General features: G+C 52.8%; 15 protein-coding genes and 2 pseudogenes. 1 reads left to right on the top strand and 16 read right to left on the bottom strand.

The features are described from left to right. Positions 1-5 precede the first annotated feature (5 nt). The 13 genes from M2298_RS25610 to M2298_RS25550 all read right to left on the bottom strand — a co-directional run bounded on the left by M2298_RS25610 (position 6) and on the right by M2298_RS25550 (position 14,216). A complete protein-coding gene (locus tag M2298_RS25610; protein ID WP_280649237.1) occupies positions 6-1,055 on the bottom strand; it encodes an ABC transporter ATP-binding protein in 1,050 nt (349 codons plus the stop codon). A gap of 17 nt (positions 1,056-1,072) precedes the next feature. Then, positions 1,073-2,161 carry a putative 2-aminoethylphosphonate ABC transporter substrate-binding protein gene (locus M2298_RS25605; protein ID WP_122965942.1) on the bottom strand — a complete coding sequence of 363 codons (1,089 nt, stop codon included), beginning with the start codon at positions 2,159-2,161 and terminating at the stop codon, positions 1,073-1,075. Between the two features lie 401 nt (positions 2,162-2,562). Further along, complete coding sequence (locus tag M2298_RS25600; protein WP_280649236.1) at positions 2,563-2,886, bottom strand: antibiotic biosynthesis monooxygenase family protein; 324 nt, start codon at positions 2,884-2,886, stop codon at positions 2,563-2,565. 2 nt (positions 2,887-2,888) lie between these two features. Then, complete coding sequence (locus tag M2298_RS25595; RefSeq protein WP_173598209.1) at positions 2,889-3,593, bottom strand: aspartate/glutamate racemase family protein; 705 nt, start codon at positions 3,591-3,593, stop codon at positions 2,889-2,891. 122 nt (positions 3,594-3,715) lie between these two features. Beyond that, complete coding sequence (locus tag M2298_RS25590) at positions 3,716-4,606, bottom strand: sugar nucleotide-binding protein (protein WP_280649235.1); 891 nt, start codon at positions 4,604-4,606, stop codon at positions 3,716-3,718. Between the two features lie 458 nt (positions 4,607-5,064). Then, a complete protein-coding gene (locus tag M2298_RS25585; protein ID WP_274874205.1) occupies positions 5,065-6,618 on the bottom strand; it encodes a xanthine permease in 1,554 nt (517 codons plus the stop codon). A gap of 36 nt (positions 6,619-6,654) precedes the next feature. Beyond that, positions 6,655-7,113, bottom strand: coding sequence for a nucleoside deaminase (locus M2298_RS25580; RefSeq protein ID WP_122965997.1), 459 nt, complete (start codon positions 7,111-7,113; stop codon positions 6,655-6,657). Between the two features lie 25 nt (positions 7,114-7,138). Beyond that, positions 7,139-8,092 (bottom strand): carbamate kinase, encoded by a 954-nt coding sequence (gene arcC / locus M2298_RS25575; protein WP_122965947.1) that lies wholly within the window; start codon positions 8,090-8,092, stop codon positions 7,139-7,141. Between the two features lie 65 nt (positions 8,093-8,157). Then, positions 8,158-9,594, bottom strand: a complete 1,437-nt coding sequence (locus M2298_RS25570; protein ID WP_122965948.1) for a cytosine permease — start codon at positions 9,592-9,594, stop codon at positions 8,158-8,160. A gap of 146 nt (positions 9,595-9,740) precedes the next feature. Next, positions 9,741-11,165, bottom strand: a complete 1,425-nt coding sequence (locus M2298_RS25565; protein ID WP_122965949.1) for a YlbE family protein — start codon at positions 11,163-11,165, stop codon at positions 9,741-9,743. 2 nt (positions 11,166-11,167) lie between these two features. Further along, complete coding sequence (gene fdrA, locus M2298_RS25560; RefSeq protein WP_280649234.1) at positions 11,168-12,715, bottom strand: acyl-CoA synthetase FdrA; 1,548 nt, start codon at positions 12,713-12,715, stop codon at positions 11,168-11,170. Beyond that, positions 12,697-13,599, bottom strand: a complete 903-nt coding sequence (locus tag M2298_RS25555; protein ID WP_122965951.1) for an oxamate carbamoyltransferase subunit AllH family protein — start codon at positions 13,597-13,599, stop codon at positions 12,697-12,699. The genes fdrA and M2298_RS25555 overlap by 19 nt, the downstream gene beginning before the upstream one ends. An 8-nt stretch (positions 13,600-13,607) precedes the next feature. Beyond that, positions 13,608-14,216: an ankyrin repeat domain-containing protein gene (locus tag M2298_RS25550; protein ID WP_122965952.1), complete on the bottom strand. Its 609-nt coding sequence runs from the start codon at positions 14,214-14,216 to the stop codon at positions 13,608-13,610. Between the two features lie 191 nt (positions 14,217-14,407). On the opposite strand from M2298_RS25550, the gene M2298_RS25545 reads away from it, so the two are divergent. After that, positions 14,408-16,102: a PucR family transcriptional regulator gene (locus M2298_RS25545; protein WP_122965953.1), complete on the top strand. Its 1,695-nt coding sequence runs from the start codon at positions 14,408-14,410 to the stop codon at positions 16,100-16,102. Between the two features lie 103 nt (positions 16,103-16,205). Here the strand turns inward: M2298_RS25545 and M2298_RS25540 are convergent. From M2298_RS25540 to M2298_RS25530, 3 genes and pseudogenes are all read right to left on the bottom strand, one after another. After that, positions 16,206-16,451: pseudogene (locus M2298_RS25540) on the bottom strand (alpha/beta hydrolase fold domain-containing protein); the annotation flags it as partial. 258 nt (positions 16,452-16,709) lie between these two features. Beyond that, positions 16,710-16,823: pseudogene (locus tag M2298_RS25535) on the bottom strand (YvbH-like oligomerization domain-containing protein); the annotation flags it as partial. Positions 16,824-16,852: 29 nt separating this feature from the next. Beyond that, the gene (locus M2298_RS25530) at positions 16,853-17,458 is read right to left on the bottom strand and encodes a stalk domain-containing protein (RefSeq protein WP_063227873.1); all 606 of its coding nucleotides are present in this window, start codon (positions 17,456-17,458) and stop codon (positions 16,853-16,855) included. Positions 17,459-17,505 lie beyond the last annotated feature (47 nt).

Genomic DNA, 17,505 nt, shown 5'->3' with positions numbered 1-17,505 from the left:
TGCGCTCACCCCCGTCCTGCGCTGGCGTCTGCCTGCTCAAAACAAAGCAGATTTTCCAGCGGGAACTCCAGCCACACTTTTTGCCCGCGCACAAGCCCCAGCTTGCGGGCCTGGGTCGCCAACAGATCGAGCGTCAGCACGTCAGTCGCGCTCTGACCGCTCTCTTCCCAGGCGAGAAACATCCGGTAAAAGGAACCGCGAAACTCCATCTCGGAAATGACTGCCGGGATGCCGCACTCCGATTCGTCCGGCAAAAGCCGCACATGCTCGGGACGGATGGCGAACAATCGCTGGTTGTCTGCTTGCTTGTGCTCAAAGTGATCGGGAGCAAAAAAGTTGATCGCTCCGATAAAATCGGCGACGAACGGGTTGGCAGGCTTGTTGTACACTTCTTCCGGCGTACCCACCTGCACGACCTCGCCGTGATTCATCACGACGATCTTGTCTGCCATGGTCAGCGCTTCCTCCTGATCGTGCGTGACCATGACCGTAGTCATTCCGTATTGTTCATGCAAACGGCGAATCTCCCGACGCAGCTTTTGCCTTACTTTTGCGTCCAGCGCGGACAACGGCTCGTCCAACAGCAGCACATCAGGCGACAGCGCAATAGCCCGCGCCAAGGCAATCCGCTGTTGTTGGCCGCCCGAGAGCTGTCCGGGATATTTGGCGGCGGCATGAGACAAATCCACCATGTCCAGCGCCTCTTCTACTTTGGCGGCAATCGCTTTTTTGCCCAGCTTTTTCTCCTCTAGCCCAAAGGCGATATTTTGCGCCGCAGTCAAATTGGGAAACAACGCATAAGACTGGAACATCATCGCGATGTTGCGTTTGGCCGGAGGCAGAGAGGTAATCTCCCTGCCGTCCACGATCATCCGGCCTGTTGTCGGTTGCTCCAATCCTGCCAGCATTCTCAGTAATGTCGTTTTGCCGCAGCCGCTGGGGCCGAGCAGACAGACAAATTCATTTTTGTCGATATCGATGGAGATGTGCTCCAGAGCGGCAAACAAACCGAAACGTTTACTGACCCCTTGAATGGATAGATAGGATGGTGTCATGCTGTTCTCCTCGCTGCTTACTTGGGTTCGCTTTTGGTCGCGTAGCGTTTTTCCCACTCAGCCAAAACTTTGTCGCGGTTTTCCGCCGCTTTTTTCAGGTCGAGCTTGACCAGCTGCGAGATCGGGTCTACGGAATAGCCTTCTGGCAGTGGCGCGCCGTCCTGCTTCACGCTGACGATGGCATAGTTCTGGTTGTAGGCTTTCATCGCTTCATCCGTGATTGCCCAGTCGAGGAACAGTTTGGCCTCTGGTTTGATTTGCGCTTTTTTGATCAAGCCGTTCGCTTCCACGTCCCAGCCGGAGCCTTCTGTCGGGAAAACGACTTCCACGGGAGCGCCTTTTTTCTTCTCGGTAATGGAACGGTAGCCGAAGGAAATGCCGATCGGATACTCACCCGACGCCGCCATTTTCGCTGGCTTCGAGCCGGAATGCGTGTAAATCGCCATGTTCTCGTGCAGCTTGTCGAGGTAAGCCCAGCCTTCCTGCTCGCCTTTGAGCTGCATGATCCCGTTGACGGTCAACAGTCCTGTGCCGGACGAAGCCGGGTTCGGCATGACGATCAAGCCTTTGTACTCCGGTTTGATCAAATCTTCATAAGTGCGGGGGATCGGCAAGTTGCGCTTTTCCAGCTCTTTGGTGTTGACGGCAATCGCCGTTTCCCAGGCGTCAATCCCTACCCAGCTGGCAGGCTCTTTCGTATCTTTGAACTCAGGGGAGACACGCTCGATTCCTTTTGGCGAATAGCCTTCCAGCATTCCTTGCTGTTCCAGTACCAAAAGGCTTGTCGCCGCTGTACCCCAGACGACGTCTGCTTGCGGATTGTCTTTTTCCGCCAACAGCTTTGCCGTGATGATTCCGGTCGAATCACGCACGATGTTGACCTTCACATCCGGGTACTTCGCTTTGAACGATTCCAAGTACGTTTTGATCTGGTCGTCCTCCAGCGCGGTATAAACGGTAATCGCTCCCGAAGCAGCTTGCTGTTGGCCCGCCTGACTTGCCCCCGCTCCTTGTGTGTTTGCTTGGGACTGTGGAGCTTGTCCGCATCCAGCCAAAAAGGCGATCGACAAAAAGGACGCAAGTAAAGGATAATGCCACTTTCTCATTGAGAATCTCTCCCCTGTGTGGAATATTCATTTCCTGACCTCACGTCCCATCTTACGGGCCTAATATTAAGTGGATGTGAATCCAGCGTAAAGGAATTGTTTTTAAGTGGTTTTTGTTTGTTTTAGTTGTGTAATTCTTTTCCTGCTCTCGCCTGGTTGACGAATGTCTCGCGCAAGTGGCAGGCGAGCTGGATTTTCAACACGTCTTCCGGTCGCTCAAAAGAGAGGTCCCCCTAAAAACGCTGGCTGCAAAATAAATAGCCCCGCTCCTCCATGCCACCAGGCAAAGAGAAACGGAGCCTTCTTTTTTCTGTGAAAAATGTCTCGATGTTTTTCATGACATGGGCTGTGGCCGCTTGCGCTTGCGGTCAATCAAACGGTCATGACCGTTTTGTTTGCACTTACAAGGTGTAGTCGCGCTCTACCTTGCAAATGCGCGTGATGTAATGGCCGTACCACATCTGTCTTCCTTTTTCCTGCGCCACCCGGTGTTCCTCGTTCCGCTTCCATTCGCGAATCGCTTCCAGCGAGGCCCAGTAGGAAACAGTAATCCCGAAGCCGGATTCGTCGCGGACGCTCTCTACCCCCAGGTACCCGGGTTGCTCCGCAGCCAGCTCCACCATCCGGTCCGCCATCTCCCCGTACCCTTGATCTCCCTCTGTTCGCTGGGAGGAAAAGATGACGGCGTAGTAAGGCGGTTTCGGGGTCTGTGCAAAAGGATTCATGCTTACTCGCCCGCTTTCAGCAAAGCCGCTTCTACCGCTGCCTGCGCATGAATGAGCGATGTATCAAAAACGGGAACCTCGCAATCGTTGGCCGAAATCAGCAAGCCGACCTCTGTACAGCCGAGAATGACACCTTCTGCTCCTTCGCTGATGAGACGGTTGATGATTTTCATATACTCGCTCTTTGATTCCTCACGAATGATTCCCCGGCACAGCTCTTGGTAAATGACGTCATGCACGATTTTTCGTTCCTGCTCATCAGGTATGAGCACTTCAATGCCGTGAAGCTCGCGCAGACGATCCGTGTAAAAAGATTCTTCCATCGTAAAGCGGGTAGCAAGCAGGGCGACCCGCTTGATTCCTTGCGCGGTTATCGCTTTTCCCGCCGCATCGGCAATGTGCAAAAAGGGCAGCTTCGTCGCGTCCTCGATATAAGACGCCAGCTTGTGCATCGTATTGGTGCACAGAACGATCAGATCGGCACCTGCCGCCTCCAAACTCCGCGCTGCTTCTGCCATCTGCTCTCCCGCCTCGTCCCAGCGACCATCGCTCTGCATGTCTGCGATTTCGGCAAAATCAACGGAATACATGATGCTTTTGGCGGAATGCAGCCCACCCAGTCGTTCTTTTACAGCTTCGTTGATCAGTCGATAGTACACGTGAGAAGACTCCCAACTCATGCCGCCGATTAATCCGATCTTTTTCATGTTTTTCGCTCCTTTGTCTGCCATCCGTTTTGATCGCTTTTCCGGAAAATTTCATTCCAAGTGTGGCAAAAGGTCAGAATCGTTTCGCCAGTGCAGGCGCAGGCGCACATCCTGCCTCTTTTCTAATGCCGTTCTGTTTCCTTTGCCGCGCTGCACGCTGCTTCCCCCACTTGGCGAAAACGCGTGCGCAACAACGCATTTGCCCTGCCTGTGTTCAGCGAGGTATCCAGCGGAATCCCTTTTTCCCTGGCTTCTTCTGCATCCAGGCGATCCTCTGTCACTAGGCGAGAGTCAAGTCCGAGCGCTTTTGCCAGCGTGACAGCAAAAGAATAATAGCTTTCTTTTTGCGCGGGACCGAGGTGCAGCGTCCCGACGAAAGAGCTGTCGGCCAATTCCTTGATCGCTTGAGCGGCATCCTGTACATGCAAAAATGTTTTGAACAAATTGCTCGTACGGGTGATCGGTCGGCCAGCGGCAAGCTCCTGGCGAATCGTCGCCGCTCTTTTGTCCCATTTGCCCAGGGAATTGCAGCCGTAGAGCGGGCCGATGCGAACGATGACATGCTGTTCGCGGCGTTGCCGGACAAGCTCTTCCCCCAACGATTTTGCCCGCGAGTAACGGGCCAGCGGATTGCGTTCAGAGAGCATCAGCGGCGGGTCTTCCTCCGCAAAAGCACCCGTCCCTTGTCCGAAAATGCCGTCAGAGGAAATGAAAATGACTCGGCTCTTTGGCGGCAGATGCGCCTGCAAAATGTCCAAACCTTCTGTAATCAGAGCATGCTCATCGGTCGCGCTCATCAACGCCCAGATGACGACCTCCGGCGCAAAGTCCGCAAGCAATGCGGCAAACGCTGCGGGATGAGTGACGTCGACCTGCACGAGCTGCTCTCCTGTTGGCGGAGCAGAATAACACGTGCCGACAACCTCGTTATCTGCATCCTGCTGTAGCTCATGGAAAATTTGCGCTCCCAAATATCCACTGGCTCCCAGCAGCAACATACGCCGTTTTTTCATGCCAGCCTCCCCTCTACTCGCGGTTTCCAATATGCTCCAAGTCTACTATAGAAACGCAGTTTGCGGAAATGGGAAAGTCGGCTTTTTCCGAACAAACTGCAAAAGCACCAGTTGCTTGCCCGAAAATGCCGTCAGTGGATATGCAGATGACCCGGCTCTTTTGCGACAGGAGCTTTAGCAAGGTATCCAGGGATTCGCGGTCGAATCGGGGAACCCCCTCCCTGATTTTATAATCCTAAATCTCCCGCATTAAGGGACTCCCAGTGCCGACTGATTTTCAAGGAATCATTTTCCTTTGTTATAGTCACTTGAGCCTCCTACTTCCTTTTTTATCCAAGGCACAAGTATTTTACGTTTTCCCATATAGAAAGGTTGCAAATAAAGAGTGTCCAGACAAACACCAAAAAGCTGTGACCCCGTTTCGGATCACAGCTTTTCTTTTTCGCAACGCAGCCAGCTTATGCCTTCGCGTCTTTTTCTTGCAGTTTGGCCAGCGGTGCGTTTTTGTCCAGCATGTATTTGCCGACAAAAATCGCTGCGACCATCAAGTACGAGTAGACGAACTGCATGGACGAATCTAGGGCAAAGCCGACCGTTGGCGAGTGGATGATGCCAAACAAGGACAGAGCGGCCCCCGCCGCACCAGCGATTGCGCCCCGCAACGGCTTGTCTGTAATCGCAAAGATCGCGATGCACCCCCAGACCATGCTGCTGATCGGCGCCCCGTTGCCAAGATGCATCAAACCGTTGTAGTAAACGCCTTTGTTCGCCATCACGTCCACCCCTACCTTGGCCCCGGTCGTTCCGGCAGCGGACAGCACGTTATTGGTCAAGGTCAACGCCCAGTTGGCAATCCACGGGAACATGCAGATGAAGATGACCGGGACTTCCAGCTTCGGCGTCTCCCGCACGACCTGGTTGGCTGTGACGATCCCGATATAGACGAGAATCGGCACAATCGCCGCAACCGGAATGACCGCAAGCAAGAACGCCCCGATTCCGAACAGCGAGATGATGAACATCGACAGGCCAGTCGCGACGGTATAGCCAATTCCGGCGCCGAGAGATTTCCAGCCGGCATGTCCAACGTACACAGTGACCGGGTACGGATTGCCGCAGAAGCAGCCGATGATCGAAGACAGTCCGTTGGCAAGCATCACTTGTCTTGTTTTGTACTCGTCGCCGGCAGCGTGCGCGCTTTCGATGTTTTCCAGGTCAAAGATGTAGTTGGCCAAGCCCAGCGGCACCGCAGACGCCAAGTAAGGCAGAGCGTGCGGGATGCCTTGGATCAGCGAGTCGACATGCACGGTCGGCGGATTGAAGCCAAACGATTGCATCGATGCAGCAATCGCTGCCGGATCTTGCAAGCCAAATGCCCAAGCGAGAATCGTTCCAGTCGCCAGCAGCAAAAAGCCTGTAGGAATTTTCGCCAAAATCGGCTTTTTCCCGAACCAGTTCAAGAAAATGATGATGAGGACAGCAAACGCGACAACAGGCGTCTCGAACGATTGCAGCATCGGATTCATCGCGAGCAAAAGCAGGCCAAGCCCGGACAAGCAAGAGAGCAGCACCGTTCTCGGAATCATGCGGCGGATCGTATCGCCCAAAAAGGAACCGACGACGAGAATCATCGCTTCAAAAAAGCACCAGACCAGGGCAATCTGAAAGGCAAACTCCGCATTTTTGGTAGACAGATAGACGGGCAAAATTACGAGAAACGTCACGGTAAAAATCGAAGGAGCGCTCGGGCCGGACGGCAGTGCCGTCACATCTTTTCTCCCGGTCGTTTTGGCGAGAAAATAACCGAACACAAAGTAGCAGATGCTGGCGAGAAAGATTCCGAGGCCGAACGCAGGAACGACGCGGCCGTACACGATCTCTTCCGGAAAGCCGACAACAAACAGCAACAAAGCGATCATGGTCAGAAGGTTTGTCAAGTTGTTGGCAAGCAGGCCGAAGTACGCGGCCCAGTCACCCTTTTTCCACAGCAATCCTTGCAATGATTTATCCATGCTGCCTCACCCCAACTGTTTTCTTTGAAATGGCGATTACTTTTGCGTTTTGTTCAGCTCGTGGAAGTACGTAAACAGGTGATCGCAATCCTCGCGCTTCTCCACCTTGATCATGTTCAGGACGCTCTTGTCCTTGCCAGTCAAGTAGTCGCGCAAGTGCATATCGGAAAAGCCGTGCTCATGCGCATCGTGAGAAGTCGAGCAATAGTGGACGACCTTGATGCCGGACCAGATGATCGCGCCTACGCACATCGGGCAAGGCTCGCACGTGGCGTAAATCTCGCAACCTTCCAAATTCATCGTGCCAAGCGTTTTGCACGCTTCGCGGATCGCCACCATCTCGGCATGCTGGGACGGGTCCATATCCGCCATCATCCGGTTGCTGCACACCGCGATAATTTCATCGCCGCGCACGACAGCCGCTCCGAACGGCCCGCCGATTTTGTTTTCCATCCCTTCGATAGTTTTCTCTACAGCCAGTTTCATGTAATCCACGATCATGCGTCCTCCTTGCATCGGGTTATTGTTTGACGATGTGCGTGCCTGCTTTGCCGACGATCGCGTCTTTTAAGCTCTCCGGGTTGGTGATGATGACCCGCGACCCGCGATGCTCCAAAAAGCTCAGGCTCGCCTCGATTTTCGGCAGCATGCTGCCTTTGGCAAAATGTTCTTCCTGCACATACTGCTTCGTTTCTTCTATCGTGATTTGCTCAAGCGCCTTTTGCTCCGGCTTGCCAAAATGGATGCACACTTGCGGAACGCCCGTCGTAATAATCAGCGTCTGCGCGTCGATTTGTTCAGCCAGCAGGCTTGTGGCAAAATCTTTGTCGATCACGGCGTCGATGCCGTCGTACGTATTTTCCCCCGTCTTGACGACCGGAATGCCGCCACCGCCAGCCGCGATCACCACGTATCCGGCTTCGATCAGCGAGCGGATCGCTTCTTTTTCCACGATGTCGATGGGCTTCGGCGATGGAACCACTCTTCTGTAGCCGCGCCCGGAGTCCTCGATGAACACCCAGTCCGGATGCTCGGCTTTCATCGCTTCCGCCTGCTCCAGCGTAAAGAAGGAGCCGACTGGCTTCGTCGGATTTTGGAAGTTCGGGTCTTCTTTGCTGACTTCCACCTGCGTAATGATGCTCGCCACTTTTTTGGCAATCCCGCGTTTGGCGAACTCGTTGGTGAGCGCCTGCTGGATTTGGTAGCCGATGCCCCCTTGCGTGTCTGCCACGCAGTTGACGAGCGGAATCGTCGGCATTCCCGACACTTCATGGGCAATCTCGCAGCGTCGCATCGCGAAGCCGACCTGCGGGCCGTTGCCGTGTGTAACGACAACCTGGAAGCCTTGCTCGACCATGTCGGCAATGTTGATCGCGGTTTCGCACACCGCTTCGTATTGATCCGCGATCGAATCGCGACCGTTATCTCTCACCAATGAGTTGCCACCGATAGCAACAATAACGAGTTCTCCCATTGGTAAACCTCCTTTTCTTTTTGCAAAAAGTCATGCTGTTTGCTTGCCAAGGTCGTCCGCTTTCTTTACTGCTTTTTGTAAAAAAGCGTGTAGAGCACGAACGACAAAATCAGCCCGCTGAAGAAAGCAAACTGGTTCAACATGGACAAAATCGCCACCTGGGGCAAGAACGCCCCGGACATCGGGAGCAGGAAGCTGATAGCCATGACCAGGCAAGCCACTTTGTTGTAGCCGCTGGCATGCTCGCCGTTATCTCCCGGCTTCACGTAGATCGTATCCAGGTTGAGCTTGCGCCTGCGCTCGATGTAAAAGCTCGACAGCATGATTCCGGCGATCGGGCCGTACATGGAACCGATAAAGCTGTAAAACAAGTACAAGGTAGCCGTGCTCTCGACGAGCTTCCAGGGCAGGATGAGCGTGCCGATGACTGCCGTCCAGATTCCGGCCGACTTGACGGTAAACCATTTAGGTAAAAGCGCTGTCATTTGCAGACCTGCCGGCAACAAATTTCCAAAAACAACAAAGCCGGTCGCCCCGACGTTCAAAGCCAGGATCAGCACGATGACAGCAAACGGATTGTCAATTTTGCCAATTGCGTCGACGATATTGAAAATAGGTTCTCCAAAGGCAATCTGCGTTCCGACGATCAACCCGATGCACGTAACGGCAAACAGGAGGTAGGAAACGATCATTCCGATCGGCAAGCCATAGAGCGGAGCCTTCGGCGATTTTGCCCGCTGGGTCAGGTCAGAGATGTTGACAATCGGCCCAGCCCAGTTCGATACAAGCGCACTTACGCATGCGATGAAGACAAGCCCATTTTCCATCGGTTGGGCAGGAACGTACTCCATGATCGGACCGATTCCGCCTGCGATCGTAATCGCCCAGATCGCCGCCCCGATAATGAAGATGTAGACGACGGGTGACGAGTATTTACTGAAAACGCTGAGAATGTTCATTCCGCCCAAAAACAGGGCCACGGTGATGATCCACAAGAAAAGATAGGAGAGCATCGTCGGGAAATTGAGTCCGAACAGATCGAATCCGGCTCCCCACGTCATGTAATCAGGAAAAATTCTCGCAAAAATGACGTTCAACGATTGGGCGCCAACGACCGTTGTCGCACCGAAAAACACAACTCCGGCAATCAGTCCGCGGCACAAGGCAGGAATAATCGAGCCTTTTACGCCAAAGGAGTCGCGGAGCAGCATGGCAAAAGGCACGCCGTACTTCGCTGCCGAATGACCGTTCAGCACATAGCCGGCCGAGACGATCACGGCAGACAGCATGACGGCCCAAAATACTTGCGGAACACTTAGTCCCAGCGCAAAAAATCCGGCGACTGTCATGTACGACATGATGTTGTGAACAGCGCCCATCCAAACGGTAATGTAGTGAAACACGCCCCAATCTCTTTGTTCAGACGTCTTGGGCAAAATATCGTCCGAATACCCGTACGATTTCAGTTGCTCCGGCGAAATCTGCTCTGCGGGTTGTCCCATGACTTTCACCTTCCTCGCACTATAGGAGACTCCCATCCATGGAAGAAAAGAGTCTCACGCGGGAAAGCCTGCTCGCGGCGCTAACTTCTTGCTGTCGCGCCGCGAGCGCAAACCGCCTTCCTGCGCCTTGTTGGTCCAAAACGTTTTTAGCTGATGCTCTCCGTCAAAGCCAGGAGAGCTTTTTCAAAAGCTTCCATCGGCGGATACGTGATACCCGCGCCGATCATGCCGATGCCGGCGTCTTTGTGGGCAATCGCCGTATTGATGACTGGCAGGATGCCTGTTTGGATGACTTGGCGAATGTCGATTCCGGTAGCTACCCCTTGGAAGTCCAGCAGCGGGATCGTCACATTCGGATTTTCCGCTGTCGTGATTTCTTTCATCGTGGTAGAAAAACCGATCGCTTCCTCAACCGTCCCCCCTACGAGCGCTACGATTGCGGGAGCAGCAGCCATGGCAAAGCCGCCGATTCCGTATGTCTCCGTAATCGCGCTGTCTCCGATATCGAGACCGGAGTCTTCCGGCTTGTAGCCTGCGAACATCGGACCGATCACTTTTTGGGCAGGACCAGTAAACCAGGTGTTGCCTGCCATGCCGCTCACGCGAATGCCAAACTCGACACCATTGCGCGCCATTGTCGTGACAATCGTGCTGTTTTCGATTCCGTGCGCCGCATCCAGCGCGCATTTGCACAAAGCCATCCACGTCGGGCCGGAGAAATAGTCGCTGCTTGCCACAAATTCAAATACTTCGCGTTTTTGCTCGGTCGTGAAGTCAGTCTGCAAAATATGCGGGGTCAGCGCTTGAATCAGCAGGCTTGTCCCGGCGTTGTTGCGGTTGTGGCACTCGTCGCCCATATGGAGAGCCTGTGCCAGCATGAGGCGCAAATCGATTTCGCCTGCGATCTTCATCGCGTCGCGCAGCATCGGCCCGAGTACGTCGCGCATCCAGTTCAGGCGCGTGATGACGCTCTCGTCATTGGCACCCATGCGCAAAATTTTTGCCATTTGCTCGCTCATGTTTGTGTAAGCGACATTGCCGTACGTTTTGTTTTTTACTACGTGCATGAACATCGAAGCAGAAGTGACACCAGCCATGGAGCCTACGCAATTGTGCTCGTGGCAAGGAGAGAAAGTAATTGCGCCGGAAGCGGCTACTTGCTCTGCTTCCTCGATGTCTTTTGCCAAACCTTCGAAAACGATCGCCCCGGTTACGGCACCTTTCATCGCACCGCACATTTTGTCCCAAGTGATCGGAGGTCCTGCGTGCAAAATCGTCGTTTTGGTCATGCCCGGCACGACGTTGATGGCCTGGTCAAACCCGACGAGCATCGGCTGCGAGTTGATAATGCGCTCCACTGCCAGCTTGTTGGCCGCCGCGATTTTGTCTGCCAGCGCCGCGTTCTCCAGTCTGTCGAGCGCACGGATCAGTTCAGGCTTGCCGCCGCCTGGCGGTTTCCACTCCAGGTGCGTGGCATTCGCATTTTGCTTGATGATATCGTCTTTGAAAAATTCGATCCCTACGTTGATCGCATGGATGTTCCCGGCGAACAGCTCGTTGATTTTGCTCATGTTCATGCCCCTTTCACTACAAATTCTCTGGCCAGAAGTCCAGCGTTTGTGCTGCTGCTGGCAATCGTCACGCCTGCGTCCATCAGCTTTTTCACTTGCTCGTCGAAGTTCGGCGTATCCAGGTCGGTTCCCATTACGTAGCCGAGAATCTCCAGATGTCTGCCTGCTTTTGCCGCTTGCGCTTTTGCCTCCACAATCGCTGGCAGCATTACGCCGACAGGGTCTTCGTGCGAGCCGAAGCCGAGAATGAAGTCCATCAGGATGACGCCGACAGACGGATCTTTCGCTTCCTGCAAAAATCTGGAAATGCGCAAGGAGGGGTCGATCATCGGGTGCGGCTTGCCGTTTGTGAAGTCGTCATCGCCCATGTCGAGGTACGTGTGCGCTTTGCTTTCATGAATGTTTTTCAGCTTGTAGTCAGGATTTTTCTGGATGTTGCTGTAGACGTCCGCGAATGTTTCCATGGCGAGATACATCGCTTCATCGCAAAGGGTGCCACCGCAGAACAGGCCGCGAACGTATTTTTGCTCAGGCGCAAGCTTCGCGCGCACTTCTTCGATCAGCGGCCAGTTGAGGGCGCGTTTGTTGATCTCGTCTTCATTGGCCCCTGCGAGCACGACTGCTTTGAGCGCCGCTTCTTTGGTTGTTTTGGCAAAATGGCCGCCTGCCGCCACCACGGCTTCTTCGTCTCCGCCGATGAAGTAGACGACTACTGGCTTCGTGCAGTTTTTCACCTGCGCCAGCACTTTTTCCTGAACCGATGCGGCTGGCGGCTTGGAGATGAGCACAATCACTTTCGTCGCCGCGTCCGCTTCCAGCGCCTTGATGCCGTCGATCATCATGATGCCGCCGACTTGCTCGCTCAGATCGCGACCGCCCGTGCCGATCAGCTGCGTGATCCCGCCGCCGAAATCGTGGATGCGCACGCTCACTTCCTGGCTGCCTGTTCCCGACGCACCCACGATGCCGATGCTGCCTTTGCGCACCGCGTTTCCAAAGCACAGGGCAACTCCGTTGATGATCGCCGTACCGCAGTCTGGCCCCATCATCAGCAAACCTTTTTCATGCGCGTATTGCTTCAGGGCAATCTCGTCCTCGATGCTCACGTTGTCGCTGAACAACATGACGTGCAGATCGTTTTCCAACGCTTTTCTCGCTTCTCTCGCCGCGAAAGCGCCATTGACGGAAATGATGGCGAGATTCGCTTCGGGGATGCTCGCCGCAGCAGAATCGATAGTCGGGTACTTGATCTCGCTCGCGCCTTTGCTGCCGCCTTTTTTCTTGGTGAACAGCTCTTCGATTTGCACATACGCGCTCTCGGCCAGCTCTTCTGTCGCCGCCTTGACGACGATCATCAGGTCGCTGCTTTTCGCCGCTTCCAGCTCCGGCGTGAGCAAGCCGACGTTTTTCAGCACTTCCTTGTTCATCTCCGTACCCATGGCAATCACTGCCTGTTCCACGCCCTCAATCTGATTCGCTTTGGTGGACAAAGACATCAGCGACACGGAATCAAAATACGTGCTTTGCTTGATTACAACTTTGGTAGACATACATTCCCTCCGGCTTCTAGATTTCGTTCCAAACCGCAAATCAGTCCCAGGGCCATATCGGTGCCTGAAGAAGAACCGATGCCCACGACTTTTTCTAGGGCTGGCAGCAGCTCTTCGCGCGAACCTTGCGTCAAGCAGCGAAGCAAGTCGACCAGCGACTCCCTCACTTTTCCGCTCGCTGCCTTTTTTAGCGTGATGGAACTGATTTCATTCGTCAGCTCTCTGGACGACTCGACCACTTTTTCAAAAAAACGGCATGACAAACAGCAGGGAATGTTCTGCATCTTGTATACAATGCACAATCCCACCAAAAAATCGTCTCCCGATGGCGTCAGCCCCGGCCCCAGTCCGACAAGCCGGACAGCCTGCTCGCTGGCTGACTCGCTGTTGCCCTTCGCCAGCTCGATTGACAGCGCCTCGGCACGCTCATTCAGCATGCGGGACGTCTCCCTTTCGAACAAACTGGCAGGGCGGGAAGACATTTTCATGCCTCCCGTTTTTCCCTTCGCGTCCACATACTGCTTCATGAACGCTACATTTTCGCGCAAAACGTCTATGTCACAAGGATAGGAAGGCAAGTGCGCTTCCCACTTTGTTGCTTGCCTCATGCAGATGAAGACGCCCGATCCGACAATCAGCTCGTCGCCTTTCCCGTAAACAGGATCGCCTTCCGCCACCTCCATGCCAGAGAGGGAAGGCAGATCGATCACCAGTGTGTTAGGACCGTTGTCCAGCTTGTTGCAGGCAATCGTGTACAGCTCATTGTCGTCGAGACATTTCAGATTGATCGTTCGCTCAAAAACACTGTGCACGAACCCGTGAAACGAGGAGCTTGCCAGCTTCTTGCAAAAATCCGCATCGCCAGACAATGCCTGAATGCGCATAGCTTGTGTTACTTCGCTCCTGCTGCGAGCAAAATTTGTTCGATTTCGGTGTAGCCTTTTCTTCTGGCAAGCTCAAGCGGTGTGACCCCGTATTTATCCACCATTTGCACGTTGACGCCATGCTCGATCAAGAGCTTGATGATCGTCTGCTGTTTTTCGCCGCCATCGCCCAAAATGATCGCTTCGATGAGCGGTGTCCAGCCGACGAAGTTCGTATGGTTTACATTGATATCTGTCGTGGTAAGCAGCTCGCGCACGATGTCTACATGGCCTTTTTCGCAAGCTGGCGTCAGGCCGACACCGCCAAAACGCGTCAAAAGTTCCAGGTTTGTGCCCGCTTTTACCATCATTTGCACAAGCTCCAGCTTGTTGTGAATGCAAGCGTACAAAAACGGGTTGAAGCATGTTTCATCCTGCAAATCGATATCCGCACCAGCTTCGATCAAAAATGAAACCGCATCCAAATGATCGTGCATCGCAGCCGTCAAAATAGCGGTACGCTTCTGTCTGTTTCGCGCATTGATGTCGACGCCTTGCTCCAGGTGCTGTTTCAGCGCCTCGATGTTTCCCTCTGCGGCAGCTTCGAGAAAAGCCTGCACTACGCTTTGGTCTGTCATGGTCGCCCTCCCATTTTCTCGTGGTGTTCACCGTTTTTTCTCGCAAAAAAATTGGACAAGCCTTCTGTCTTACAGCATTATTTTAGACAGGGGGCATGAAAACGTCATTGTGTATCGAAACTAAAAAAACGCGAAGGTCATTGTGCACATTGCATAAATAGCTTCTGTCCGACACGAAGGAGTGATCCCCGATGTTGACCATAAAAGATTTGCTCCAGATCAAATCCATCGAAGGCATCAAGATCATTGCCGGAGAACAAGGCATCGACAATGTCATATCCATCGTCAACATCATAGAGAACCCGGATGCCTTCGACTGGCTGTCTTCCAACGAGCTTTTGCTGTCTACCGGGTACATTTTCAAGGACAATCCCGAACTGCAAAACAAAATCATCAAGGAACTGGCAGAAATCAACTGCTCGGGGCTGTGCATCAAAATGCAGCGTTACTTTGATCAAATCCCGCAAAACATGATCGACCTCGCCAACCAATACGGCCTGCCGCTTTTGGCGCTGCCTTTTGAATACACGCTGTCCAAAGTAATCGCCATCATCAACGAGAAAGCATCGGGACGTTACGATTTGCTGAACCGCAAGACGCTGGACATGCACAACGCGCTGTTTCGGATCGCGCTGGAAGGCGGCGGCCTGGACCGCATCTCCTCCGAGCTGTCCGAGACGATCAACAATCCGGTTCTGTTCCTGGATCGGGACTGGCATCTGCTGCAAGCGACAGAAGTCGCCGAGAATCCGATACCGCTCGCCTCCTGCCTTACGCTGAACAAGAACAGGCCCGTTTTTACCCGCGAGTTTACCGATTCTGTCCCGAAAAATATCAGCCAAATCAAAAAATCGATCAAGCGGATTTACCACGCGAAAAACCAGGACGTCAAATGCCGAATCTTGCCTGTCGCCGTCGCCAACTACATTTATGGCTACATCGTTGTCTGGCAAACGGTTCGCGAGCTGAATGAATTTGACTACATCGTGCTGGAGCAAGCTTCTACCATCGTAGCGCTGGAGCGGATCAAGGCGCGGGAAATCGAGGAAGTGAAGCTGAAGATCAGGCAGGACTTTTTCGACGATCTTTTGACGGGCAAAATCACCTCGGCTGAATCGATCCAGACATTGTGCGATCTGCACGGACTCAATTCGGCTTACACGTACTTCTGCATGGTCATCAACATCGAGCCTGTCGAGCTGGAAGAGATGGCCGATATGGTCGATCGCAAATACGAGCTGGACCGGATCGCCAAAAAATGCGTGGATCTGGTCTACGACTACTCAAGCAAAGCGCCTGGAGAGGTCACTTGCTTTTACCGCAACAACCGGATCATCATTTTGCTCGGGCAGCATGAGCATCGCCCGCTGATTTCCGTCAGCGAAGCCAAGCAGTTTGCTGGCGAGCTGTACAGCGCTCTTGCGGAGAAAATCAAGAAGACCTTGTTTTTCATCGGCATCGGCCGATCCTACAAGACGATTGCTTCCTTGCACAAAAGCTTTTCCGAAGCGCACGAAGCGATCCGGCTCATGCAGCGCTTCAACAGCAAAGGCGATGTCTCGCATTTTGAAGACTACTCGGTCTATCATTTTCTCGATTCCAACATCAAGGACAGCGAGTTGGAGGACTTTTTCCTCAAGCGGCTCGGCAAGCTGTACGAGCACGATCAACAGTTCGGCACGAGCTTCATGGTGACGCTGGACCAATACTTTTTGCATAACCAAAATGTCAGCGAAGCGGCAAAAGCGATGTTCATCCATCGCAACACGTTTATTTACCGGATTGAAAAGATTAAGGAACTGCTGAACATGGATTTAAAAAATTCGGAGGAGCTGTTGCAAATTCAGCTTGCTTTGAAAATCGGGAAGCTGCTGCATAAAGACTGAAAAAGGCGCTGTTCGGACGTAGTAGCCGGAAAAGCAACGGGAAAAGGCCATCTCCCCAAGTCAGATTACCTGGAGCAGATAGCCCTATCCTGTCGATTATCGCTTACGGATTAAGCGCCCTTGCCATCGCATTCACATAGTTTTCAACAGCACGCTGGCTTACTTCTGCCTGCGGGACGAACCCTTCAAAAACGTGGAAGCAGCCGGGATACAACTGAAATTCGACGTCTACGCCCGCTTGCGCGAGACGCGTCACGTAGTCAATCGTCTCATCACGGAATACGTCGAGCTGACCGACGCATGTATAGGCAGGCGGCAGCCCGGCCAAGCTTTCCGCACGCGCTGGCAGATCGAGCGCGGAATCAAATCAGGCGAAATCGCCCCGCCAATAGACGCCAACGCTGTGTCCCAATCGCTGATCGTCTCGTTGATCGGGTTGACCGTCCTTTTGAACGCTCGTCCACAACGCTCTTTCGCGGAAAATACGATACAAGTCATTCTTCAAACACTTGGTTAACGAAAGGAAAAAAGAGCGCCATCCATGCAGGGTGAGCGTTGCGTTGGCAAAACGCCGCTCTTGAAAGCTCTGCACGGGACACTCCCTCTGTCATTTCCAGTTTTGAATATATGTTTCAAGCACTTTCTCGAAGTCTTTGACGACGTACTTTTCCCTGGCACCCACCAGCCAGTCGAAAGCGTAATGATTGAGCGGCCTGAGCTGGGACGCAGTTGTTTCATATAACGAAGTAGTTAACTTTTCTTATCTTTTAGCTTTGCTATTGCTGCGTCTACTTTTTTATGCAAATTTAATTCTGTGTTAAAAGGCACATAAAAAATCAAGGCATTATCAACCTCATAAATAAACGGAACGATCATATCTGTTCTCTCTCTTATTACTTCAAATTCCAACCGCCCTCTTACTCGCTCTTCATAAGATTCATAAACGTATATATGAAGATGCTCCATCTCACCAATTTGATAACTTTCCGGTGTTTTTTTATTCAATGGAAAGTACGATAGTTTTGCAGGATTTAACGGTAACCCGTTGTCTTTAAGTGCCTGTTTAATTTCCTCTGAACTGAGCAATTTTGTAATCTTTGCTTTCATTACTTCTACATTTTGCTTTTCGGGATTCCATTTCGTTGTGTAGCCTAAACTTTCAGCGAGTGGCCTCAATGGAACATAAGTTGTCCCATTATAATTTAATGCTTGCTTTGCAAGAGGAAGCTTTTGACCGTCAACTATTACATCCTTAATATTAAAACTAACAGCAATTTGATGCAGAGGTTCAGCAAAAACACTTATGGAAGTAAATAGCACACCTCCGACAATAAAGCCTGATAAAAATTTTTTCATGTAATATTTCACCTCTTCACGATAATCAAAATCCGTTGGAGTACATA

The sequence above is a fragment of the Brevibacillus sp. 1238 genome, assembly GCF_029892995.1.
Classification (GTDB): Bacteria; Bacillota; Bacilli; order Brevibacillales; family Brevibacillaceae; genus Brevibacillus; species Brevibacillus parabrevis.
The sequence above is the reverse complement of the archived record's forward strand: the minus strand, read 5'-3'. Positions and strand labels throughout refer to the sequence as shown.